At 33.5% G+C, this 24,972-nt stretch carries 15 protein-coding genes; 4 read left to right on the top strand and 11 right to left on the bottom strand.

Features of this window, described 5'->3' with window-relative positions; all coding sequences use genetic code 11:
- Positions 1 to 49: 49 nt before the first annotated feature.
- Together F6P99_RS12380 and F6P99_RS12375 are read right to left on the bottom strand one after the other, a co-directional pair.
- Positions 50 to 958 carry a sugar phosphate nucleotidyltransferase gene (locus tag F6P99_RS12380; protein ID WP_152287806.1) on the bottom strand — a complete coding sequence of 303 codons (909 nt, stop codon included), beginning with the start codon at positions 956 to 958 and terminating at the stop codon, positions 50 to 52.
- A gap of 17 nt (positions 959 to 975) precedes the next feature.
- Positions 976 to 5,352 (bottom strand): translocation/assembly module TamB domain-containing protein, encoded by a 4,377-nt coding sequence (locus F6P99_RS12375; RefSeq protein ID WP_193316077.1) that lies wholly within the window; start codon positions 5,350 to 5,352, stop codon positions 976 to 978.
- A 126-nt stretch (positions 5,353 to 5,478) separates the two neighbouring features.
- On the opposite strand from F6P99_RS12375, the gene tsaD reads away from it, so the two are divergent.
- Positions 5,479 to 6,513 carry a tRNA (adenosine(37)-N6)-threonylcarbamoyltransferase complex transferase subunit TsaD gene (tsaD, locus tag F6P99_RS12370; RefSeq protein ID WP_152287804.1) on the top strand — a complete coding sequence of 345 codons (1,035 nt, stop codon included), beginning with the start codon at positions 5,479 to 5,481 and terminating at the stop codon, positions 6,511 to 6,513.
- Here the strand turns inward: tsaD and gldA are convergent.
- The gene (gene gldA, locus F6P99_RS12365; protein ID WP_152287803.1) at positions 6,506 to 7,399 is read right to left on the bottom strand and encodes a gliding motility-associated ABC transporter ATP-binding subunit GldA; all 894 of its coding nucleotides are present in this window, start codon (positions 7,397 to 7,399) and stop codon (positions 6,506 to 6,508) included. The two genes, tsaD and gldA, sit on opposite strands and share 8 nt — an antisense overlap.
- Before the next feature lie 144 nt (positions 7,400 to 7,543).
- Here gldA and lipB point away from each other — a divergent pair, with 144 nt between their 5' ends.
- A complete protein-coding gene (lipB, locus tag F6P99_RS12360) occupies positions 7,544 to 8,245 on the top strand; it encodes a lipoyl(octanoyl) transferase LipB (protein WP_152287802.1) in 702 nt (233 codons plus the stop codon).
- Positions 8,246 to 8,249: 4 nt separating this feature from the next.
- Here the strand turns inward: lipB and F6P99_RS12355 are convergent, their stop codons facing one another.
- The 4 genes from F6P99_RS12355 to porU form a co-directional block, all read right to left on the bottom strand.
- A complete protein-coding gene (locus F6P99_RS12355) occupies positions 8,250 to 9,320 on the bottom strand; it encodes a 3-oxoacyl-ACP synthase III family protein (RefSeq protein WP_152287801.1) in 1,071 nt (356 codons plus the stop codon).
- A gap of 96 nt (positions 9,321 to 9,416) precedes the next feature.
- Positions 9,417 to 9,800: a group III truncated hemoglobin gene (locus F6P99_RS12350; RefSeq protein WP_193316076.1), complete on the bottom strand. Its 384-nt coding sequence runs from the start codon at positions 9,798 to 9,800 to the stop codon at positions 9,417 to 9,419.
- 9 nt (positions 9,801 to 9,809) lie between these two features.
- On the bottom strand, positions 9,810 to 10,958 hold the full coding sequence (gene porV / locus F6P99_RS12345; RefSeq protein WP_152287799.1) for a type IX secretion system outer membrane channel protein PorV: 1,149 nt from the start codon (positions 10,956 to 10,958) through the stop codon (positions 9,810 to 9,812).
- Between the two features lie 18 nt (positions 10,959 to 10,976).
- Positions 10,977 to 14,819 (bottom strand): type IX secretion system sortase PorU, encoded by a 3,843-nt coding sequence (porU, locus tag F6P99_RS12340; protein ID WP_193316075.1) that lies wholly within the window; start codon positions 14,817 to 14,819, stop codon positions 10,977 to 10,979.
- 202 nt (positions 14,820 to 15,021) lie between these two features.
- Between porU and gldJ the strand changes: the two genes are divergently transcribed.
- Both gldJ and F6P99_RS12330 read left to right on the top strand, forming a co-directional pair.
- The gene (gene gldJ / locus F6P99_RS12335; protein ID WP_152287797.1) at positions 15,022 to 16,728 is read left to right on the top strand and encodes a gliding motility lipoprotein GldJ; all 1,707 of its coding nucleotides are present in this window, start codon (positions 15,022 to 15,024) and stop codon (positions 16,726 to 16,728) included.
- 70 nt (positions 16,729 to 16,798) lie between these two features.
- Positions 16,799 to 18,052 carry a UDP-N-acetylmuramoyl-tripeptide--D-alanyl-D-alanine ligase gene (locus F6P99_RS12330; RefSeq protein ID WP_152287796.1) on the top strand — a complete coding sequence of 418 codons (1,254 nt, stop codon included), beginning with the start codon at positions 16,799 to 16,801 and terminating at the stop codon, positions 18,050 to 18,052.
- Here the strand turns inward: F6P99_RS12330 and F6P99_RS12325 are convergent.
- The 4 genes from F6P99_RS12325 to F6P99_RS12310 all read right to left on the bottom strand — a co-directional run bounded on the left by F6P99_RS12325 (position 18,041) and on the right by F6P99_RS12310 (position 24,944).
- Positions 18,041 to 18,895, bottom strand: a complete 855-nt coding sequence (locus F6P99_RS12325; RefSeq protein WP_152287795.1) for an N-acetylglucosamine kinase — start codon at positions 18,893 to 18,895, stop codon at positions 18,041 to 18,043. The genes F6P99_RS12330 and F6P99_RS12325 overlap by 12 nt on opposite strands.
- A gap of 151 nt (positions 18,896 to 19,046) precedes the next feature.
- Positions 19,047 to 20,906, bottom strand: a complete 1,860-nt coding sequence (locus tag F6P99_RS12320; RefSeq protein ID WP_152287794.1) for an alpha-amylase family protein — start codon at positions 20,904 to 20,906, stop codon at positions 19,047 to 19,049.
- A gap of 4 nt (positions 20,907 to 20,910) precedes the next feature.
- Entirely contained in the window at positions 20,911 to 22,572 is a 1,662-nt protein-coding gene (locus tag F6P99_RS12315) for an alpha-amylase family glycosyl hydrolase (protein WP_152287793.1), read from the bottom strand.
- Positions 22,572 to 24,944: a glycoside hydrolase family 31 protein gene (locus F6P99_RS12310; RefSeq protein WP_152287792.1), complete on the bottom strand. Its 2,373-nt coding sequence runs from the start codon at positions 24,942 to 24,944 to the stop codon at positions 22,572 to 22,574. The genes F6P99_RS12315 and F6P99_RS12310 overlap by 1 nt, the downstream gene beginning before the upstream one ends.
- Positions 24,945 to 24,972: the final 28 nt, after the last annotated feature.

The raw sequence follows: 24,972 nt of genomic DNA, 5'->3' as shown, positions 1-24,972 counted from the left end.
GATTAATGGTCTCTTAGTCTTTTTATGGATTAGTTGTCAAAGCAATAAACTAAGACCAGAAATTTTTTGGATAAATTTCTTCTGATTTTAATTTAGCAATTGCTTCAACTACAATAGGTCTATCTTCTGCATAGGTTACTCCCATCCATTTCGCATCAGATGTAAGAACTTTTACTGAACCTTTACCCGATTCGATAATCTTATTTACTACAGTTGGTATAAAAAATTCACTTTTCAGTTCTTTAGAACGCTTTACAAGAAAGCTTTCAAATTCTTGCTCTAATACTTCTAAATATTTCGGTGTAAATCCCCAAAAATTCATCGATACTATTGAATTTTCATCCATAGGAACAAAATTACCTTGATCATCTTTTCTTTGAATTTGACCATTCACTTCTTCGATATGAGTTCTTTCAATAATATTTGTTAACTCATTAGATTCGTTCACAAAACACTCACCTCGAGAAACGTATCCATTTTCAGAAATCGTATTTTTTAAGTTGTAACCAACCATACACATATCGTAAGAGTTAGCATCTAAAACATCTAATTGTTTTATAATTGTTCTAAATGCACCTTTAGAGTAAAAATCGTCTCCATTAATCACGATAAAGTTTCCGTCTACCACGTCTTTAATCATTAAAGTGGCATGTCCGGTTCCCCAAGGCTTCACACGATCTTTGCTTACTTCATATCCACTTGGTATTTTATCTAATTCTTGACATACATAAGCGACCTCTACTTTATCTTTCAAACGTTCGTCGTATATTTTAACGAACTCTTCTTTAAAAGATTCACGAATGATAAATACGACTTTTTTAAAGCCTGCTTCAATCGCATCGAAAAGAGAAAAATCTATAATCGTGTCTCCATCTTCAGACATTTGATCTAATTGTTTCAAACCTCCATAACGACTTCCCATACCAGCAGCCAGAATTACTAACGTGTGCTTTTTCATTTGTTTTATTTTAATTCTTATAATATAGAAGGAACAACCAAAATTAATTCATCTGAATATTGCTCCTTATCAAGCGCATCAAAAGTATTTCTTTTTTTTCTTCTAAATCCTAATTTTGTAAACATTTCTTTTAGGTTATTAAAATCAATTTGATAAATCAAACCTATCCCTTGGGTATAACCTTCTTCTTCTTGAGAATATTGAACTTCGTTTTGTCTATTAAATACTGTATATCTTAAATTCCCATCATCATCGGCCAAAATTTCAACTTTCACTTCTCCAATGACATTCGATTGCGTTTTTGTACCTACAGGTACTCCTAAATTTCCATCAATCAATATTCGATCATTTATTTGCGTTTTTAAGGAAATATCTACCTGGTTGTCTATATTATATTCTTCAACATTACTTTTATCACCTGAAGTATATCCTAAATCGATTTGAAACTTATCTCCTTCTTCGTTAAATATATCTGACAACGCTCCAGAAATAATATCTGAAGTAGTACCCGTAATTGCAGAACTACTTGTAGAAACTGCATTATCTTCATTAAAGAAACTTTTAGTAATTAGCAATGAAAAAAACTGTCTTAAGGTGGCGTTTTCATCATCGTTATTTAAAACAAAAGACAACTCTGAGGCTACTGTTGAACTTGAATTGGGTATTACTATACTAAAATCTTCTTGAGAATTAAAAAGTCCCCCACTGATATCAGTAATCAAATCGACCGAAATTTTCCTGTTGGTATTTAAGTCCGTCAACAATACTTTTGGATTTGCCTTTACGGTGTGTATTGCTTGAATATTTAGGTTCGCATTCATTGGGTCACCGTCCCAAGAAATAGTTCCTCCTTTTTGAATTTCGAAAGGTTTATTAATGATTCCTCCATAGATAAAATTGTAGTTCCCTTTATCGATGAGATAGTCACCATACATATTAAATTTTCCTTTGGTATCGATTTCTATCAACAAATTACCCGAACCTGTACCTTTCAAAGAACTACCAGAAACCCTATCAATTACAATTTCGGCCTCGGCATCTGGAGTTACATCAATATCAAAGTTAAGAGACAAACCTTGAAATTTTTCAATCAAAAAGTCATTGTTCAAAAATGAATTTTCGAAATCTACATTTGTCAAAGATTTGAAATGTATCAAATTAGAATTCTCTACAGCTTTGACATCATTCAATGGTATAACAAACTTCGTCCCTTCTAATGTTTTTGCTTTTACATCAATTTTTAAATCATTCGTTGTACCAGAAATTTTTGATTCTCCTGATATATACCCTGTTCCATAATAGGCAACATTTTCTCCATCTTCTGTATCTAAAACAAGAATTCGATCTGATTTTAAACTTAAATTTAACTCCCAATTTTTATAGAATGAATGTTCTATAGAACCATTTATTGTTCCTCTAGTCAAATGCTTGGTGTCTTGTAACGAAAGATTATCAAAAACAAAAGATTGTCCTTTCAACAACACTCGAGGAGATTGTATCAAGTTGTAATCAACATTTAAATACGGAAATGTAAAACCTGCATTTTTTAAATACAACACCCCATCCATATTTGGATTAGAAAGTGGTCCTTTAACACTAAAACCGCCATTGGCTACGCCTCGTAAATGAGATAATACATTTTTACCTAGCGGACTAAATGCATTTAAATTAAAAGCGTCTAAACTCACATTCAAATCAATCGCTGGGACTTTTGGACTGATATCAATTAACCCTGTCGCGTTTAGTCTTTTGAACGAATCATCTAATAAAGAAATATCTACTTTGTATTTCTCGTAAGAATCTTTTGCATTGATATGCATATTCAAATCACCTTGAAAAGATTCATTGATCGTAAATTCTTTGATTTGCAAATTACCCAAAGGATTGTAGATACCATCTTCTTGTTTAAAGTTTAAATCTCCATCGATAATACCACTCAAAGAAAGACTATCTATTTTTGGCATTACTTGATCGAGATTTACGTTATTGAACTTCATGTTCAAATTTTTATAAGTAGAATCTCGAATCACCCCTTCAAATCGAATTTCTTGACCTTCTGTCAACAATTCAATTTCTTTAATTTGATACTCTTGTTTGTATAAATCAAAAACCAGTTTATTTTCTTTATTTCCTTCAGGGTTAATTTTCCATTCTTTGTCTTTGAATAAAATTTTCGATTCCAAAATTCCAAGAACAGAGTTTTTATTTTTATCAATCGTATAATAAAATACCATTCCGAACCGCTCTTTATTCTCTGCGCCACCAGTAAAATCCGTTCTAAAAAATAAGGTGTCGTTTATTTTCTTATTGTAAAGGTTGATGTCTCTGAATGTATATTTTGGCGTCTTAATTTTCTTGACAATAAAATTGGTGTTTAAAGATGGGTTTTTATTATCCAACTTAAGACTAACACTATCTACAAAAGTTTTATTGACACGTAATTTTGGTGTTTCGAAAAGCATTTTTATTTCATTGTTTTCACCAACCACTTTACCTTTCAAACTAGCACTCGACAGCAAACTAACTTTTGGAGAGATCACAGGAATAATTTGCTCGAAAATTTCAAAATCAAACTCAATAAATTGATCTTGCTTTATTTCATGTGGTGCATAATTTGTCATCATACTACCCAATGAATTTTCAACCAAATGTTTCAAATCTTTGAATTGAAACTCACCTTTTACTTGACCATTAATAATATCTTGTGAATCGAAAGTTAGTACCCTAACTTTTTCATTCATTTCAGATTTTAAATAAAAATTCTCAAAACGATGTTCTTGGTATTCGTTGATATAAGTAGCATCAGAAAAACTGGCTGATCCAACAATGTCATCTATAGAGTTCCCCACTAAATCGATATCAATATTACCTCTAACTAGTGAGACACTATCTCTTTCAAAAAGATTGAGTTTTTTTAAATCGAACTTCTCTATTTTGGCACTAAAATCGAATTTGTTTTTTTCTGAAGATAAATCTGCCAACCCCGTAAACTCCATTCTTATATTTGGGTCATTGACATTCATATGACCGTTGAATAAGTTGTTTTGAAAGAAACCATCTACTTGAATCCCCCGATAAGTATATCCTTTGTATTGATGTTTCGAAACGATTCCAATCAATGAGGTGTTAATGTTATCTATTCTAAACCCTGCTCCACTTACTTCACCTTCGAAAGACAACTTTCCAATCAGCGGATTACCGACCATTTTACCCAACTGAAAATTTGTAACATTTACATAACCTTCGTAAGAAGCTTCATCAATATTATCAAAATTTTGCAATTCCAAATCAACGCTTGCTTTTCCAACACTTGATTTAATATCAATTGCCAAGTCTAAAAGGCTTTTGGTTATTAAAGTTGAGCCGGTTAACGTAAACTTTCCAATTTTCTTAAACTCCGAGGGAATATTTTTACCAATAATATTTGGTAACAATGCTTTTAACTGAGAATAATTTGCTGTAACCTGTTCGCTTATACCATTGATACTAAAAGAATTTCCTTGAGAAATTGCTTGTTTAAAGTGATAATTGCCCTTTACAACAAATTGAGAAGTCGACGTTAAATTAAAATTTGAAAGTTTAAAATTATTCAACGTACCTCTAAACCTACTCTTCACAAAAAACGTTTCATTACCACCAAGTTCTTTGTATAGTTTTTTTAAATCTTTAATAGAAACCTTAGAATTAGAAAACGCAGCATCGATTTTTACTTTATTTATAAAATCTTGCATATCTGTCCCCGAATAATCAAAATCTATTTTCGCATTTAATTTAGAATGTGATGTTTCTAAAACGGCATCTTCAAATTCCATTTTTGTCGGTGAATACGTAAACCCTGTAGATAGGTTTTCCACCTCTAAACCATGATTTTCAACAAAACTAGTGTTTACTACTTTTAAATCAAGTAAAGTACCATTAAGATTAAAATCTTTTACATCTCCCTCAATTTTATTGTAATAAACAATTGGCGATTTTTTTTTGTTCTGATTGACGATATCAAAATTGATATTATGGAGTCCAATTCTTGGAGCATTCAGACGGAATGATTTCTTTTTCGTTTTGTTTTTATTAGAGAATTTTCTAGAAAAAACAGTTAAATTATTAGTTTCTTCTCCCTCATATGTGATCATATGAAATACGCCATCGAAAATATCTGCTTCACCTAATGACAGTCTATTTCGCAAAAGAGAATTTATCTCTTTCAGGCCTGTTGTTAACTTCTTAGCAGCAATCAAGGTATCATTATGGTGATCTTTTATCAATATCCCTTTTAATTCAAGGTCACCAACTACCGCTATTTTTATTTGGTCTACCGTAATATCAGTATCGTACTTTTCTTTTAAAAACTGTGAAACTTTCGTCCCGATTTTTGTTTGAACTGAAGGTAGTGTCAATAAAAAACTAAGAACAACCAATAAAAGCAAAACAATTGCTAAAAACCTGATGAGTATTTTTCTTATTCGTTTGATATGCTTTATTTTTGTTCTCTGTTTGCAAAAAGAATGCCTAAACCGTTATATATGTCGAATAAACCTGTTTACATCCTTGCCATTGAATCATCTTGTGACGATACGAGTGCTGCCGTTATTTGTAATGATAGAATTTTATCAAATACAGTAGCCAATCAAGAAATTCATGCTGAATACGGTGGTGTCGTTCCAGAATTAGCTTCACGTGCTCATCAGCAAAATATAGTACCTGTTGTTCAACAAGCGATTCAAAAAGCAAATATCGACAAAAAAGACTTAAATGCCATAGCTTTTACACGCGGACCTGGTTTAATGGGATCTTTACTTGTTGGTACCTCATTCGCAAAATCTTTAGCGCAAAGTTTGAACATACCTTTGTTAGATATCAACCACATGCAAGGGCACGTTTTGGCTCATTTTATAGAGGAAGAAAACAGTAAAAAACCTCCTTTTCCATTTATCTGTTTAACCATTAGCGGGGGGCATACACAAATTGTAAAAGTAGAAAACTACTTTGAGATGAAGGTATTGGGTGAAACTATCGACGATGCTGTTGGAGAGGCATATGATAAATCGGCCAAAATATTAGACCTTCCTTATCCAGGTGGCCCCTTAATTGACAAATACGCTCAGACAGGAAACCCCAAAGCATACAAGTTTACAAAACCTCGAGTAGGTGCCATGGATTTTAGCTTTAGTGGTTTGAAAACCGCTTTTTTGTACTTCATTCAAAAAGAAGAAAAAACAAATCCGAATTTCATCAAAGAAAACTTACATGATATTTGTGCCTCATTACAGCATACAATTGTTACTATATTGATGGACAAATTAAAAAATGCCGTGAAAGAAACAGGTATCAAACATATCGCTATTGCAGGGGGCGTTTCTGCCAACTCTGAAGTTCGAAAAAGAATTCAAGAAGCTGAAAACAAATATGGATGGACTACTTACATTCCAAAATTCGAATACACGACAGACAATGCAGGAATGATAGCTATTGCAGGCTATTACAAATATTTAGACAACAACTTTAGTCAAGTAGCAATAACGGCCAATGCAAGATTGAAAGTAAATGATACTAACTAGTTAATTCTGTAAACAAACTTTCTAAATTTTTATTTTGAGTGTTTAGCTGAATAATTTTCAACCCATTTTTATTAGCAAAATCAAAAACCTCTGAACGCATATCTTCTGCTGTTGAGAAATACAACTCCCAATTACTTCCGCTCACACATATACATTTTTCAAGATATGGTATCTCTTTCAAGAAACGTTCTTCAATTTGAAAATCAAAAGCTACTTCGATAACCTGTTGCTGTTGTGCCTTTAGCTCTTGCAAATTCTCATCAGCAATTATCTTCCCATTTTTTAAAATCAGTACTCTATCACAAACAGCTTCCACTTCTTGCATGATGTGTGTTGAGAATAAAACAATTTTGTTTGTACCAAGTTCTTTTATCAACTCTCTAATTTCTATCAATTGGTTTGGGTCTAAGCCTGTGGTCGGTTCATCGAGAATCAACACTTCAGGATCATGCAACAAAGCTGCAGCCAAACCAACTCTTTGCTTGAACCCTTTAGAAAGTTCTTTTATTTTTTTGTTTGCTTCTGGCGTCAATCCAATTCGTTCGACAAGTGTTTCAATATTGTTTTTCTGAACGCCATGTAATTCTGCCACAAAAAGTAAATATTCACGTACGTACATTTCTTCATACAACGGATTCTGTTCAGGTAAATAGCCTATTTTCTTTTGCGCATTGATAGGATCTAGTTCAACATCTATTCCACATACCATAACACATCCTTCATCCGGTAACAAAAAACCAGTGAGAATTTTCATCAATGTAGACTTACCAGCACCATTTGGTCCTAAAAACCCAACAACCTCTCCTTTTTCGATTGAAAAACCAACAGTATCTAACGCCTTTTGTGCATCATAATACTTGCTAATATCTGTTACTTTAATTGACATTGATCAACAAATTTTAAACAAAAATACATTATTCAAGGTAAGTATTTTCATATAGATAACTTAAAAAAACAAGTCTTAGTATCTAAAGCTAAAACTCGTTATTTTTTCAGACCTTTGCATTGCAATAGAATTGGCATACTGAAGATGAATAAAAAGGTTTACATAGAAGATATTGGCAAAAAAGGATACCAAGAAGCTTGGGATTACCAAGTAGAACTGTTTGATGCGATTGTTGCTAAAAAAATGGAAAATCGAAATAACGAAACTTCTATTGAAACAGAAAACTATTTTTTATTTGTAGAGCATCCTCATGTATACACATTAGGGAAGAGCGGTGATTTGAGCAATCTTTTACTGAACGAAAAGCAACTTGAAGCCAAAGGAGCTACGTTTTATAAAAGCAATAGAGGCGGTGATATTACCTACCATGGACCTGGACAAATCGTAGGATACCCTATTTTTGATTTGGAAAATTTTTTCACAGACATTCATAAATATTTACGCTTTCTAGAAGAAGCTATCATTTTAACCTTAGCTGAGTATGGATTAAAAGGGGAACGCAGTGATGGAGAAACTGGAGTTTGGTTTGATACTGGAACTCCGTTTGCTAGAAAAATTTGCGCTTTAGGCGTACGATGCAGTAGATGGGTAAGCATGCATGGATTTGCATTAAATGTAAATGTCGACTTGGGTTATTTCGATAATATTATTCCTTGCGGTATAAAAGGGAAAGCTGTTACTTCCATGGAAGCTGAGTTAGGTAAAAAAATATCAGAAAACGAAGTGAAAGAAAAAACACTCAAACACTTGACAAATCTTTTCGATATCGAATTTGTGAAGAAATAATAGCTTAAAATTTATGAACAACAGCATTAATGTTCATACCAGCCCCTACTGATGCCAAAATAATCACATCACCTTTGTTGATTTCTTGTCCTTCCATTTCTCCTTCTAAGATTAAATCTAACAAAGTAGGAACTGTAGCTACAGAACTATTCCCTAATTTATGGATACTCATAGGCATAACGCCTTTTGGAACTTTAGCTTTATACAATCTAAAGAATCTTTTTACAATTGCCTCATCCATTTTCTCATTGGCTTGATGTATGCAGATTTTTTTCACTTGATCAATAGAAACACCACTGTTATCAAGTACTTGTTTCATTGCATTAGGCACATTATTCAATGCAAATTCATAAATCTTTCTACCGTACATTTTAATGTATCGCGTCGTGTTTTTCACATCGTCTTTATAAGATTCTCCAAAAAACAAATAATTCGTTTCTTCTTCAGTAAACGTTTGCGCTCCATGACTTAAAACACCAATTGGCTCATCACTCTCGACTGCTTCAATAATTACAGCACCTGCACCATCTGCATATATCATTGAATCTCGATCGTAATCGTCGACTACTCTCGATAATGTCTCTGTTCCTATAACCAATACTCTCTTCGCCATACCAGACTTAATAAAAGCCTCGGCTTGAATAACCCCTTGAACCCAACCAGGACAACCAAAAAGCAAATCATAAGCAATACATGAAGTGTTTTGTATTCCTAATTTATTTTTAATTTTTGAAGCAACACTCGGCAATGTATCACCTTGAATACTTCCTTCAGCGACATCACCAAAATTATGTGCAACAATTATCTGATCTATCGTATTTTTGTCAATGCCAGCTTTTACGATAGCCTTTTCAGCAGCCGCCGCACCTAGATCAGAAGCATTGACTCCACTTTCAGCATACCTTCTTTCTTCAATACCAGTTATTTCTTTAAATTTTTGAACAATGGTCTCATTGTCATTTGAAAAACTTGTACCATCCTCATTTAAAAAAGTACTATCTAAAAAATCAGAATTTTTTTTGATAAGAGTTGGAATACAGCTTCCAGTTCCAGTAATAACAGAATAAACCGACATAATTTATTTTTTAATTCCACCAAACGATTTTATCGCCAGAAAATATTTCAGTTGCAAAAATACATACATCTATACAAATGACAACAAAATGATCGTTTAAACATCCTCTGGCTTGTGTAAAATCTTCAACTCCATTACAGTCGCAATGGATTGAGCTCTGTTTTTTAAGGTTTCTGCATTAACTCCCTCAAAAAGAGCATCAATTGAATCAGAAAATAACAACATCCACTTTTTAAAATGTTTAGAGTTAAAAGGCATTTCGCGATGCTTTTGCATATGAGGTGCCATAGCATTTTTAGAATACGTTCCGGAATGGAATAATACACCATACCAAAAATCTACTAAAACTTGAAGATGTTTCTCAAGAAAAGTTGGCTCCAAAAAATCCGTAAAAAATTGCTTCATTTCACTATCATCAAATAATTTTTGATAAAAAAGCGACACGATTTTATGCAAATCTTCACGAGAATCTATATCCACAAAAATAATTTAAAAATTATCGTAAATATCTCCAATATCAAATGATAAAGAAAAACGAAGTGTACTTTCTAAAGGATTGTAAGCAGAAGCCGTATTCACCAAATAAGATAAATCTATATTAAATGATTTTGCTTTGATTCCACCACCCATAGTAAAATATTGACGATTACCTTTCATCTCACTTTCATGAAAATAACCAGCTCGTAAAGCAAAAGAATTATTATATAAATATTCTGCCCCCAAACCTACAGTAATTTCTTGCATTTCTTCACCGAAACCATAAGGTGCATCAGAGAAAGACTGGAACATACCTTCAACCCAACCAACATTATCATCTTGTCCCTTAATAATATTACCTGAAGAATCTCTAATTGGCGGTGTTGGAACCAATAATTTAGAAAACTCCGTAGTTACTGCAATCGTGTTATAATTATCTAAAATAAAATCAAATCCACCTCCTAAACGCAAACGAGTTGGAATAAAATTTTCTACTCCTGATGTATACGAAACTTTAGGTCCTAAATTCGAAATATTAAATCCAGCTCTTATTCGACCATTGAAACTTCCATAATTTTTTTCAGGAGATTGGTAAAATCCATTTACATCTACCCCAAAACCATTGATTGGAGAAATATCTGTATTGGAAGACTTTATCGACAAATCAGATCGAATATAACGCAATGCAACTCCCATAGAGAAATAATCATTCAATTTTAATGCGTAAGAAACTGCTGCAGTTAACTCATTTGGGTTCTCAACACCCTGCGGAATACCTATATCATCATATAAATCAATAGTCCCCAAAGAAAAATACCTCAAATTTGCTCCCCAAGCACTTCTTTCATCAATACGATTGATAATTGAAAAACCACCCACGAACAAACCGTCAACAAGGTTTTGCAACCAAGGTGTATAATTAACTCCTACGGTATATTCTGAAGTATTGAAGGCCATTTTCGCCGAGTTGTGGTAAATTGAGCTTGCATCAGAAGTTGTGGCTACACCAACATCACCCTGACCTGCTGACCTCGCATCAGAATTAATCATCATCAAAGGTGCAACTGTAGAAATTGGATTAGGCTCAGGAGCCTGAGATACGATATTATTATTTACCCCTAGTAATAGCAAAAATAGTATTGCTGCTTTTTGTATTCTCATTTAATTATGGTTTGGCTTCTATTGAAGCATTACTAATTTTTCAAATTTTTCGGCTTTTACACCCGTTGTAATATTTTTTACTTCTAATTTATAAACATAAACTCCCTTTCCTATTCTGTCTCCAAAATCGTCAAGACCATTCCATGAGATAGATCGAGACAAACTTCCTGGAGTTTGAATAACTTCGTTTATAGATTTTATCAATTTACCTGAAACGGTATAAATATATATTTTTACATCTAACAATTGATTTGGCTGGTTATGTGTAAACCAAAATTGTGTGTAATCTAAAAATGGATTTGGATAATTCAAAACATTCTCCAAAAGAAATTCAGATGCTTCAGTCACGGTAAAAGATAACGATTTTTCTGAGACATTGTTGTATGTGTCCCAAACTTTTAATTTCAAAGTATGTGGACCTGGTTCTAAATTTCTTAATGTATAAGTTAAAGTACCTTTTGTAAAATCTCCTGTTTCGGATTCATAAAACTCATTTAACTCAATCGGATTCCCCTCATCTCCATCAATTACTGCTGTAATTGCATGACCTATTGCCCCAGAAGAAGTATTGATACCACTTGCATCTGAAAATTGAGCTATTAAATTTGGTGTTGCACTTGTATTCGCTCCATCTACAAAAGTTTCATCATTCATATACAGAGCTATTTCCGGACCTTCAATGTCTTCTTCTGCATTTTCATTCAAACCTCCAATGATAGTTTCAATATCAACGCCTCCTTTATTATCTATATCATTGGTTGCAAACAAACTAATTTTTGATTTCCCGAAAGACAGTTTTATGTCTTTTGGAACTATAAATTCATATGAAAATTCACCGTTAACCACCTTCGTTTTACCTCTGTAGACATTACTTTCTTGCACATTAAAATCTCTAATAATAGGAACTCTAACCCCGTCAATAACTTCGGTAAATCCATCATTATTTAAGGTAGACCTTTGCGATATTTTATCAAAAATTGTTGATGAAAGCTCTCCCGAAAAATCGGTTAGTTTATTATCAGCCCCATCAGTAATGATACCTGTAATTTTTATTTTAGACAAAGCCTTTAAAGTATCACGAGAAACTGTAACATCTTTATCATTTATATGTGTGACTTTTATATTTGGTTCCGGAATTCCCAATCTCATTGCAGGATCACCTATGGAATAAATGAAGAAATGCTGTTTACTTGCTAGCGGAGTTTCATTTTTGGCATGCATTAAAGCTTCAGAAATCGTATATCCTTCGTTATTTACGTCTAAAACTTTTGGCATCAAAGTTTGGTTAAATCTTCTCCCTTCCCTGATATAAACTTCTCTCGTTGTTGTTATCAATGTTGGACTTCCGCCATTTCTAGCAACTACCATTTCTTCTCCTGCTGTAAAGACGAATGGATTATCAAATCTAGTGAAATCACAAGTAATGGTCACAAAAAGCGGTGGCTTATCATAATTCACCCATGATTTGATATCATTGATCGTCATCAAACGTTCACTACCCAAACCTTGTTCTCCTCCATGCCCGAAGTAATTGATCATTAGACTTCCTTTCTCTACTGAGTTTGAGACGGCAGCATTAACATCCGGATATCTACTTCCACCTGCTGTCTCTAATTGAACATAGGCATCTGCATAAATCTTTTTGATATTCAATTGCGGTTTCTGAAGTACTACAGCTTCTGCAATCCTGTCCATGTCCTCCATAAACACAACTTCACTTGCATTATCCATATCATCGGTAAACATCACGATAGAATTTCGCCATGCTCCAAAAGAATTTTTCGTGTAATAATTTAATAGTTTACTAACCACAATTTCGGCTTCAATATTATCAGAAACTAATATTCTACCTGTAGCTACATCCTGTTTATCTGTGGAAAGCATCGTTCCCTCCCAAGAATCCATCATTCCATAATAATCATCAGTAACATAAGACGTTACCAAGCTAAAACTATCGTATGACAAATAAACTGGTACTATATTATTATTGTTTGTTAATCTATCTTTATAATCATAAGTCGAATCTCCAAACGAGCATAAATATTTTACTTTATTATCTTCAGAGGTTGCATTATCGTATAAATATTTTACAAAATCACGAATTGCAGTAATATCTGGAGAACCAGAGCCAAATTCATTATAAATCTGCTTAAGAGATACAACACGACAATTTAAAGCAGAATTATTCTGATGGTAATTAGCGATTCTTTGTGCCTGACTTACCAACTCTTCTCTAGTAATTATTAAGTATTGAATATCTCGTAATCCGTGTAAATTTTGATTTCCTATTTGAGCGTTTTCTATTGCGATTGGAGCATAATAATCATTAGTATTCAATACTCTATATTCTCTAAAAACCCCTGACAAAGCTTTAAAGTCATAAGAAGCTTCTTCGGGTTTTTCATTTGAAATACTTTTTGGATGCAAAAAATCAGTTACATCCCATACCATAGAAATTGCATTTTTGTTTTCAATTGAATACTCAAGTACCTTACCTACATCTTGAGAAGAATAATTTCTGAATCCGAATTGACTTCCATTTGCTCGTAACAATTTGTCTCCAATTATTTCAATATAATCCAAATAACATAGAGAATTTGGAAGACCATTATTGTTGTAATTTAGGCTTATATTTATATTCGGAGTATCCACAGATACAAATTCATCAACGGTATCATCATCATACTTTCGAACAGCTCCTACACTAATTGCAGAGAAATTCATGGTTTCTAGAGGAGAACCATTTAACGTTGCACTCAATTGTGTCGTTGTATTAGAACTAGCAGCAGCACGAATTCTTACCTGAATATCTTTAGATATATCGATATTCTCGAAATTCAAACTATAGTTTCGAATATTTTGCTCATCAAAAGCATCTCCAAACCATTGTTGGCCACCTCCTAGTAGATTTACGAATTCGTCTTCTTTAAAAATGTAATCTTTAAATGTTGTTACCCTCTCAGTGGCATCAAAAATCAGCGGTTCATTGGTTGCAATTCGAGCACCAGGTCCTTTATCTACAGTAATAAAATAAAAACCACGTTCGGTATAAATATTTTTTCTGTGCCGAATCGTACTTTCGCTATCATTGATCCAATCATCGGGTCCTATTCCATAAAACAATATATAATCACTTTCGTCAAAAGCACCATCTTCTTCTCCAACAACTAGAATATCATTTTCTTGCAAGTCATTATACCTAAAATCACTGTTCAGATTTGGAAGTAAAGCACTACCATTACCATATATCCTAATATTTCTAGGGTTTAACCCTTCTGTTGACAAACCAATACTGTTCAAAAATGCAGCGTCAATCTTAAACACTCCTGTTCTGTCAATGGCAAATTTGAACCACCTACCATCTTTCAAAACAGAATCTCCAAAATTAGCCGTAGTACTTAATTTTTGAGCTCTATTCGTTAATTGATAAACTACATCAAAAGAAATGAGTTTTTTAACCTCACCGTTAATGTTTACCAAAGGATTGATGACTAATGACAGTCCATATAGCTTAGGAGACTTTGAAATCGTCAATTTATTGGAAACTTCAGTAGATAAATTTGACTTATCTATGGCATTTAAATATTTCGAATCAACAGTTTCGGATACGATATTTTCTAAAGTATACGATACATTATTCATTTCTTCAGGAACCTCCCAAAACATTTGATAAACTGGAACCCCGTTTTCATCAACAAAACCACCTTTTACAAGAGGCAACAACTGTTTATTCCCTTGAGATGTTTCTAAAACAGAGGACATATCCCATTCCAAACTTATTGATTTTACAACTGATTTTTGAGCATAACCAAATAGGGTACTACACAAAAACATCAACAAAACAAATCTCTTAAAACACATATAAAGTTTGGTTACAGTACGAATTTCAATAAAGTCTGCAAGATAATACATAATAAAGAAAAAAAGCAAACGTTATAAACAAAGCGCAACTAAAAATTAGCATTCATTTATAATGAACTATTTTATGATGAATTTATTGTGAAAAAACATAAATAGTGTAAATTGCGTCTTGATTGTAATACCCCATAATTTAATATTAAATATGAATCAATTGTTTAAAATAAAATTTTTCGCCCTTGTTCTTCTAAGCATAGGAATTTCAAGCTGTAGTAAAAATTCAAATTCAAACAAAAGCTCAACTACCTCTACGTTAACAGGTTGGAAATTTAATGATCCAGATTATGGAGGCTTTGCTGTAAATAACAAGTATAAAGAACACAAAACACCGCCTGCAATGGTCTTGATTGAAGGAGGTACTTTTACCATGGGTAGTGTACAGGATGATATTATGTCTGATTGGAATACAACTCCTAGAAGAATGCAAATTCGTTCTTTTTATATGGATGAAGCGGAAGTTACAAATTCAGAATACTTATTTTATTTGCTGTGGTTAGAAAGAGTTTTCCCTCCTAGAGTCGATGATTATAGTCATATTTATGAAGCGGCTTTACCTGATACTTTAGTTTGGAGAAATGCATTAGGTAGTAATGAGTCGTTAAGTGAAACTTATTTACGTCACCCTGCATATGCAAATTACCCTGTAGTTGGAGTAAGTTGGTCTCAAGCAAATGATTATTGTGAATGGAGAACCGATCGTGTGAACGAAAAAATATTAATGGACTTAGGAATCATTAAAAATCTATTCAATGAAGATTCTATTTTAGTAGAAGGTAAAAACCACTTCAACACAGAAGCTTATTATTCAAGTCCAGATATCCTTTTTGATGGAGATTCAAGCATTTATAACAAAGGATTAAAAAGTATTAGAAGATCTGATATCACAAAAGATACTATTAAAGGTAGAAAAGGCTTCAAAGGAAGACACGTAAAACCACATGATGGTATATTATACCCAGATTTTAGACTTCCAACAGAGGCTGAATGGGAATATGCAGCGAAAGCAATTATTCAGAACAGAGAATACAACAACATTAGAGGTAGAAAAAAATATCCTTGGGATGGTAAATACACTAGAAACAATTCTAGAAGCAATAGAGGTGACCAACTAGCAAACTTCAAACAAGGAAGAGGTGATTACAGTGGAATTGCTGGTTGGAGTAATGACGGTGCAGACATTACGAATCGCATAAAATCTTATCCTCCAAATGCTTTTGGTTTGTATGACATGGCCGGAAATGTTGCTGAATGGGTGTATGACGTATATCGTCCTCATATCGACACTGAGATGAATGACTTCAACTACGTACGAGGAAATCTATTTATGAAAAAATCTATAGATGAAACAGGAAGAGTTGTGATTGCAGATTACGATGATGTTTTATATGATACACTACCTAACGGAAAAATCGTGGCTAAAAACATTCCTGGTAGGGTTATCTACGAACCTATAACTGAAGAGGATGCACAACTTCGCTTTAACTATACTCAATCAGACAATTCTAGTTTAGGAGATGGGGATTTGACGAATTCTAGATATTACAACAAAGACATTACCGAAATGGAAGTTATCCCTAGAATGTACAATTCACCTTTAGACCCAGTAACTACATTCGACTATGAAACTGGAGAACTTGAGACGAAGTTTGACGACAAAAAACGAACTACTTTAATTGGAGATAGAACAAGAGTATACAAAGGAGGTTCTTGGAGAGATCGAGAATTTTGGCTAGATCCAGCCCAAAGAAGATACCTACCACAATATATGGCCACTGAGTTTATTGGATTTAGATGTGCTTTAGACAAAGTAGGGAACATGACAGAATCTAAAAAAACTCCTTATTACAAATAAGAAGATAAAATTAACTGAATAAAACCTTACTATAACTTAGTGAGGTTTTTTATTATAAATACGTTTGCAAATGAACATTTCTGAGTTGTATCAGCTTTTTATAGCATCAAGCGGCATCGCTACAGACACACGCAAAATTAAAAACAATAGTATTTTTTTCGCCCTAAAAGGAGCTAATTTTAACGGAAATGAATTTGCATTAAAAGCCATAGAGTCAGGTGCTACATATGCTGTGGTAGACGAGGTAGACTCTACCAAAAAACATAGTAAATTAATTCAAGTAAAAGATGTTTTAACAACCCTACAAACTCTTGCAAACTATCATAGAAAAAAACTAAACATACCAGTCATTGCACTTACAGGCAGCAATGGAAAAACAACTACAAAAGAGTTAATTAATTGTGTTTTATCTACCCAATACACAACAACAGCTACAGTAGGAAATTTCAACAATCATATTGGAGTGCCCTTAACATTGTTATCGTTTTCAGATAAAACGGAGATAGGTATCGTTGAAATGGGAGCAAATCACCAAAAAGAAATTGAATTATTGTGTTCAATTGCCGAACCAAATTTTGGATATATCACAAACTTTGGAAAAGCACACTTAGAAGGTTTTGGTGGCGTTGAAGGTGTAATCAAAGGTAAATCAGAAATATATACTTACCTACAAAAGAACGAAAAAACTGCATTTGTAAATCCTGAAGATCACATCCAGGTATCGAAAACAGAAAATATCACCTCCATCAATTTTTACGAGAATATAACGCTACTTGATTCCAATCCATTTCTTGAGATTGCATTGGATAAAACTAGAATAAAAACAAACTTAATAGGAACCTATAACTTTTCAAATATTAAGGCCGCAATTACCATAGGAAAACATTTCAAGATAACCACAGAACAAATCAAATCTGCTATCGAGAACTATACCCCAGATAATAACAGATCACAAATAATAGAAAAAAAAGGGACGAAAATTATTTTGGATGCATACAATGCAAACCCTACTAGCATGAAAGCAGCTCTTGACAACTTCTCAAGAATGAGTTCAGCAAATAAAGTCGTGATTTTAGGTGATATGTTTGAACTCGGTGTTGACAGCGAAAAAGAACATCAAGATATTGTAGAATATGCCCAATCACTCGATTTCGAACAATTACATTTTATCGGTGAACATTTCTCAAAAGTAAAAACCTCAAAAGGTAATTTGCATACTTCTTTTGAGGCTTTTAGTAAATCATTTGAACCAACTCCTTGCACCTATCTCATAAAGGGCTCTAGAGGAATGGCTTTAGAAAGAACATTAGCGTTATTTGATTAAATGCTCTTTGTGGTATTTGATTAAATTATCTATTGGACGTTGAATAGCTCCCGCTAAATTCAATCCGTGTTTTTGAGCTACCTTTTCAAGAATATCATAAAAATAATGTGCAATCGAACCTATAAAATAAATCGGAGTTGCTTTGTCTTTCTTATAAGGTAAAACCCTCGTGACAAAAAACTCTTCAAATCCAGATTCCATTAAATCTTTTACAAATTGTTCCTCTTTAAACTGGAACATAAAACTGGCAAAATCCGCTAAATACGTATTAGGATTAGGTTCTTTGTATAAATTATGTTTGATCGTATCTGGAGATAAATCGTAAGATTCTTCAAACTTTTTTGCAATATCTTCTGGCATAGTTTTGTAATAATAATTACGTATCAAACGTTTACCAAAATAATTACCGCTTGCTTCATCCATCAACATATATCCCAAAGAAACAGTCGAAGAATAAATATCTTTTCCATCATAATAACAACTATTTGATCCCGTACCTAAAATACATACTATAGCAGGTTCACTTCCTGTCGCCGCATACACTGCAGCCAACATATCTTCTTCTACAACAACCTCAGCATTAGAAAAAAGCTCTTCAAATAAATCTTTTAATATTTTAGTAGCGACAACAGTACCACAACCAGCTCCATAGAAAAAAACTTGTGTAACTTTTTCTAAGTTTTCAGAAAATTCTTTCGCTGAAAGTACTCTTTCTCTCAATACTTTCTCATCAACAACTGCTGGATTTAAACCTGGAGTTCTTACCTTAAAAAGTTCATTTTTATTCTCATCTAAAGCAATCCAATCTACTTTAGTTGATCCTCCGTCTGCTATTAAAATCATAAGTTTTCGTTTAATTTTTCTCAAATATATTATAACATATTTGAACTAACAACAACTATCGATACTATATCGTTTTCGAAGGTATGAACAACATCAGATCACTCATTTCCATAAAATTAAACGTACTTTCAACGCTTAAAAAACAATGTATTTATTGAATTTTAAAAATAAATCCGTCTAAGCCATTTGCATGGATCCTAATAAAACCCAAACCATTTTTCACAACCAATTTATGCTTTGCATTACCACCTAACTGATCCTTCAAAGTATATGTTCCGTCATTTAGATTAAATGTTGTAATTAAGTCTTTTGGAAGGTGCAGCACGAGTTGATTTGTAATATTTTTATCAAAATTCACAAAAATGATTAACTGCTCGTTTTCAGACCATCGAGCAAATGCATAATGCAAGTTATTATACATCTCTGAATTCATCCTGTTATAGGAATGTAAATCATAAAAGTCTCCCATCAGGGCACTGCTATTTATTGTAAAATTCAACAATGTCTTATAAAACGCTCTTAATTCTTGTTCTCCCTTTGAAAGCTGTCCTCCATCGAACGCTCCATTATTCATCCATCGCTGATGTGCCGGCACTCCAATGTAATCAAAAATTGAGGTACGTGTTGCTGTACCAAAACCAGCATTTTCTTCTGCTTTTTCTCCAACTTCTTGTCCAAAGTATAGCATCGTAGGTGCACTTGTTAATGTTGCCGAAACAATCATTGCTGGTTTTATTTTCTTAGAGCTTCCTGCAAATTCAGCACTTGCAAAGCGCTGCTCGTCGTGATTCTCTAAAAAATGCAACATATTGTGTTCTATATCTTTTAAATCATCAACAATCATCGAAATCGCATCCGTACTTCCTTTTTCTTGAACTATTTTTTTGATACTATCGTACAGCGCTACCTTATCATATAAATAATCCATTTTCCCTAAATGAATATAGTCTCTATACAGGTCAGGATTGTACACCTCCGCCAACAAGAAAGCATCCTTATTTTTCATCTTGATGGAAGAATTCATATAACTCCAAAATTCAACCGGAACCATTTCTGCCATATCATACCTAAAACCATCAACTCCTTTACCCAACCAAAACAATGCAATGTCTTTAAATTTATTCCATGAATCGGGGACTTCTTGCCCTTTCCAAAACTCAAAATGTTCTTTAGCTTCTTTTAACGCATATCCTTTTGGAAGTACAGAAAAATCTTTGGTTCCATCAGGTCTTACCCCATAATTTATTTTTACAGTTTCATACCAATCATAAAAATTTGGCTGTGCCAACCTTGAGCCATTTCCCGTCCATTTCGCAGGATTCTCAATAAACTCACCATCAACACCTATGTGGTTCTCTCCTCCTAATGGCTTGTAATTATGTAACGGTTTAGGTACTTTAAACTCTTCTCCTACCACATAATAAAAGTTATTGTTTCTATCATACTCTTTAGTAGTGTCATCATTTGCACCAAAATCTTTCACTCCCTCAGGGTTAGACTTACCCTCGTATTTTCTGGCAATGTGATTTGGCACTATATCGATAATCACTTTCATACCGGCGTTGTGTGTTCTTTCAATCAATGCTTCAAATTCTTGCATACGCTTTTCAGGATTCACTGCTAAATCAGGATCTACATTGTAATAATCTTTAACCGCATATGGAGAACCTGCTCGTCCTTTTACCACATCTGGATCGTCGTTAGAAATGCCATAATCTGTATAGTCGGTAACCATTGCATGATGTAAAACCCCCGTATACCAAATATGTGTAACTCCTAATTTCTTAATTTCTGACAATGCTTTCTCTGAAAAATCGATAAATTTCCCTACTCCATTCTCTTCTTTAGTTCCCCAAGCCTTATTTGTTGTTTTCGTGTTCCCAAACAATCGTGTAAACACTTGATAAACTACTTTTTTTTGTTCAACTGTTTTTTTGTCCTGTACTTTGCTTCTATTTTCACAAGCAAATAACATCAATACTCCAAATACTACTATACCAATCTTCTTCATAGTTCTATTTCTTTATTGCCAACAATACTAAATCATAATCTGTATCTAACACAACATGACCGTTTCTCACCATAACTTCATGTCCAGAACAAGCATCTACCAATATAGTTCCATCTGCAAAAACATCCGATACAACTAATTCTTTTTCACCTTTCTGTAATTCTAATCCTACTATCACTTTATTAGCGTAATCCCCCATTTTATACGTTCTAGCAAATACATAAGGTGACTGCGATAACATTTGATGTACACCCGCACCCACAGCAGGATTATCTCTCCTGAACCTACCTAACACACCCCAAAAAGCCACTTTTGCTTGTGTTGAACTATCTTTTTCTATGGCTTCCCAATTCATAAAAGACCTTAAAGTAGCATCACCAATAGTGTTTGGAATTACCAAAGGACGATCTGACTCGTCTCCATAATAGACTTGTGAAATACCTGGTGTCAATAATAATTTGATTGCAGATTCTTTATTTTTTTCTCGATTCGCATCAAAAGGTTGCCCGTCATCGTGAGAAGAAAAATAATTCATTATCGAATTGCCTTTCAATTGTGTATTCAAAATTTCTGAATATCTCGAAAATAGTTCTTCATACGAATTATTAGCATTGTATTTAAACTCAAAATTAATAACGCTATTGAACCCATTTTCATAATAGTTTACCTTTTTATCTCCGAAGTCAAAAGCAGTAGCGGTGCTAATATTAAAATTATATACTTCAGCTACAGTAAAAAAAGAATTATCATCTAATACTACTTTCGGGTGATCATTTTTCCAATCTAAAAACGCAGCTTCACAAATTTCCTTAAACTCTTTCCACACAGATTCTTCCGTATGCTTTACCGTATCCACACGGTAACCATCAATCCCAAATTCTCTGACATAATCTGCTAACCACTTCATGATATAGAATCGTGGTGCTCTCGGATACCCTGTTTCTTTAAAAAAAGTATCCAACTCATTTTTTTCTTGTTCAAACCTCCCCTCTGTTTTCCATTTTTCTTCTAGATGTTTAGGAAGTAAAACTTCATCATCAGATTCTGTTTTTACATCTGGTAAATTCTTCACCAAAGTACAAGTTACAGTACTTTCATAATCTTGATATGTACATGTTGGAGATGTTCTTACCCAAGCTTCTTCCCAAACGGGGTCTATATCCGTAACCGGACCTGTATGGTTTACAACAGCATCTAACAGTATTCTAATTCCATGTTCATGTGCTGTTTCCACCAAATCTTTCAAGTCTTGTTTTGTGCCAAAATTCGGGTCAAGTTTTGTCCAATCTTTCATCCAATACCCATGAAAACCATATGTAACGCCGGAACCTTCATTCACTGACCCATGAATTTGCTCAAAAATTGGGGTCATCCAAATGGCATTGATTCCTAATTTATTAAAATATCCCTCATTTATTTTTTTCGTTATCCCTTGTAAATCTCCACCTTTAAAACCTCGTAGTGTTGCTGTTTTTTGGGTTCTATCAAAATTCACATCATTGGTGGTATTTCCATTACAGAAACGATCTGTTAACAAAAAATATACATTTGCAGCTTCCCATACAAAAGGTGCTTCTGATGTTATTTTTTCCACGCTATTTTGTTTGCAGTTTGAAAGCAGCAAAACAAAAAGTATTAAAATATTTATTTTAAAAAATCTGACCATTATAAACATATTTTTATTTTGTTATTAAGCTCCAAAGCAACCTCAACGACTATGGTATTGTTTGTATACTCAAACTTTATTTTTTTTCCATTAGAAATAATTTTTTCAGGTTTTTCTGAAAAATTATGAACTACAAGGTTCATTTTTTTGTCTTGTGATGTGTATTCACTTCCAACCACTGTATCGATTGTTAGGATGATTGATTTTTTCTTAACTACGGTTTCAAAATCTAAAAGCTCGTACAATCCTTTTTCAAAAGCTTCGGCTGTTTTTCCATCATCTTGGTATAATTGTGACTTGCTAGAGAGAACTGATTTATCAAAATAATAATGTAAATCAAAATTAGCAATCGAATATTGTTCTGTGTTTTGAATGGTTTTGATCATCGGAATCAAGGCTCCTCCTCTTACAAAAACAGGTATGTTTTCTATTTGTAAATCCACCATTTCTGTTGTCCCTCCTTTATACTTACGACCCGAATAAAAATCAAACCAATTGTTTCTTTTTGGAAAATAGACAACACTTTTCTTTTTAGATTTTTCTACAACAGGATGTACTAATAAGTCATTCCCCCATAAATAGGTCGAGGCAACATTCAACAAATTTTCATTTTCTGGTTCTTCAAAAAACAAGGGACGCATAAACGGCATTCCTGATTGATTATTCTCAAATGCTAATGTATAATTGTAGGGCAATAATTGATAACGAAGTTCGATTGCCTTTTTTGCTAATGACTTTGTGAAATCATTCTTAAAGATTGGCTCTGAAGCCAACTCCTCTTGAGCATGTGGTCTAAATACGGGTTGAAAAACTCCATATTGCAACCAACGTGTATACAACTCATCATCTTCGTAGTTCCCGGCAAACCCGCCCAAATCAGAATGCATATAGGCCATCCCTTGCATTCCCATTTGAAGTGATATTTCCATCTGAGACTGTAAACCTCCCCAGGTTCTATTTACATCACCTGACCATGGAATCATTCCGAATCGTTGAGAACCAGAATAACCTGCTCGCATTAATACAAACGGTCTCGTTTCTGGATACGCTGTTTTGTAACCTTCCGCAATAAGTTTTGCCCAATAGTGCCCATATACATTGTGTACTTCATTAGCCGTACCATTTGCATGAATCAAATCTTCTGGATGTACCTCTGGCTCACCTAAATCTCCCCACCAACCAGCAACGCCAATATCAGCGTATCTTTTATATACATCCCAAAACCAATTTTTCCCTTCTTCCTTAAAAATATCTATCAACCCTGTGGTACCAAAATAAAAATCGTACACATAAGGAGTTCCATTCTTCTTTTTCCCTAATATATCTTTTGCAACTGCTTCTTCCCATTTTTTCGAAGTCTTTAAAATAAAAGGTTCCGTTATCAATACAGTTTTTACTCCTTTAGCATTAAAATCAGTGATCATTTTTTTCGGCTCAGGAAAAGAATCTTTTAAAAACTCGAAATTTCCCATAGTGCCTTGAATATCTTTTCCGAACCAATACAAATCAAAAATTATTGCATCGAGCGGTATTTCGTCTTCTTTGAATTTAGCAACCACAGCTCTAGCCTCTGACTCTGAATGATATCCGAATCTACTTGCGAAGTTCCCGAATGACCACCTTGGTGGTATCGGTTGTTTCCCCGTCAAATTTGTATAAGAATTCATTAAAGACCTCCAACTAACACCAGCAATTACCTGATACGTTTTTCTACCACCAATGCTCTCATAGCGTAACGAATTGTTTTGATGACTATCGAGATCAATCCAACCCGTTTGTGGATTATCGAAATGCACTAAATATCTTTTTGACGACAATACAATTGGCATGGTGAAATTCATCAATTCAGATTGAGTTTCATATCCATAATGAGCTTTGTTATATAATTCTAAACGATTGCCTCTGCGATTCATTCCTAAAGCCCTTGCACCAGTTCCATACAATGCTTCTTTACTATCGATTGAAAAATCAATTATCTGCAACGTGTCATTATCTACAAAGCCTAAATTCTCAGATAGTAGCGTTCTATTTAGATATTGATACCTAATTTGAAAAGGCGCTTTGTTGATAATTGCCTGATAATCCTTCGTTCCAAAAACAACTTGATTTTCGTGATTCTCAAATTGAGTTTTCAATATTGTTGGTTGTAACACCACTGCATGAGAAGGAATTGATTTTTGCTTTTTTAAAGGAGTAAATGTTGTTTCAAAAATTAAATCAGACAAAGCTTGAATTTTATAAACTCCGTCACTTACAGAAATCTCTATATAAGAATCGTACTTCTTAACTTCTATGAATTCTCTTTGTGAATTTTGCCCTTGAACCTGCAGTCCAAAACACAAAAAAAGGAATAAGAATAATTGCTTCATCATCTTTAATTTTTTGTTCTAATTTACATAC

Source organism: Flavicella marina (genome assembly GCF_009193215.1).
In the GTDB taxonomy this organism is placed as follows: Bacteria; Bacteroidota; Bacteroidia; order Flavobacteriales; family Flavobacteriaceae; genus Flavicella; species Flavicella marina.
Note: the sequence above shows the minus strand (reverse complement) of the source record. Positions and strands in the feature narration are given on the sequence as shown.

What these genes read in the sequence shown, in the direction of transcription:
- F6P99_RS12325 (WP_152287795.1), bottom strand. Translation starts at nt 18,895, where the DNA reads ATGATTTTAATAGCAGACGGAGGATCAACTAAAGTAGATTGGATTGCT.
- F6P99_RS12320 (WP_152287794.1), bottom strand. Translation starts at nt 20,906, where the DNA reads ATGAAGAAGATTGGTATAGTAGTATTTGGAGTATTGATGTTATTTGCT.
- F6P99_RS12330 (WP_152287796.1), top strand. Translation starts at nt 16,799, where the DNA reads ATGAACATTTCTGAGTTGTATCAGCTTTTTATAGCATCAAGCGGCATC.
- F6P99_RS12380 (WP_152287806.1), bottom strand. Translation starts at nt 958, where the DNA reads ATGAAAAAGCACACGTTAGTAATTCTGGCTGCTGGTATGGGAAGTCGT.
- gldA (WP_152287803.1), bottom strand. Translation starts at nt 7,399, where the DNA reads ATGTCAATTAAAGTAACAGATATTAGCAAGTATTATGATGCACAAAAG.
- gldJ (WP_152287797.1), top strand. Translation starts at nt 15,022, where the DNA reads ATGAATCAATTGTTTAAAATAAAATTTTTCGCCCTTGTTCTTCTAAGC.
- tsaD (WP_152287804.1), top strand. Translation starts at nt 5,479, where the DNA reads ATGTCGAATAAACCTGTTTACATCCTTGCCATTGAATCATCTTGTGAC.
- lipB (WP_152287802.1), top strand. Translation starts at nt 7,544, where the DNA reads ATGAATAAAAAGGTTTACATAGAAGATATTGGCAAAAAAGGATACCAA.
- porV (WP_152287799.1), bottom strand. Translation starts at nt 10,958, where the DNA reads ATGAGAATACAAAAAGCAGCAATACTATTTTTGCTATTACTAGGGGTA.
- F6P99_RS12355 (WP_152287801.1), bottom strand. Translation starts at nt 9,320, where the DNA reads ATGTCGGTTTATTCTGTTATTACTGGAACTGGAAGCTGTATTCCAACT.
- F6P99_RS12310 (WP_152287792.1), bottom strand. Translation starts at nt 24,944, where the DNA reads ATGATGAAGCAATTATTCTTATTCCTTTTTTTGTGTTTTGGACTGCAG.
- F6P99_RS12315 (WP_152287793.1), bottom strand. Translation starts at nt 22,572, where the DNA reads ATGGTCAGATTTTTTAAAATAAATATTTTAATACTTTTTGTTTTGCTG.
- porU (WP_193316075.1), bottom strand. Translation starts at nt 14,819, where the DNA reads ATGTGTTTTAAGAGATTTGTTTTGTTGATGTTTTTGTGTAGTACCCTA.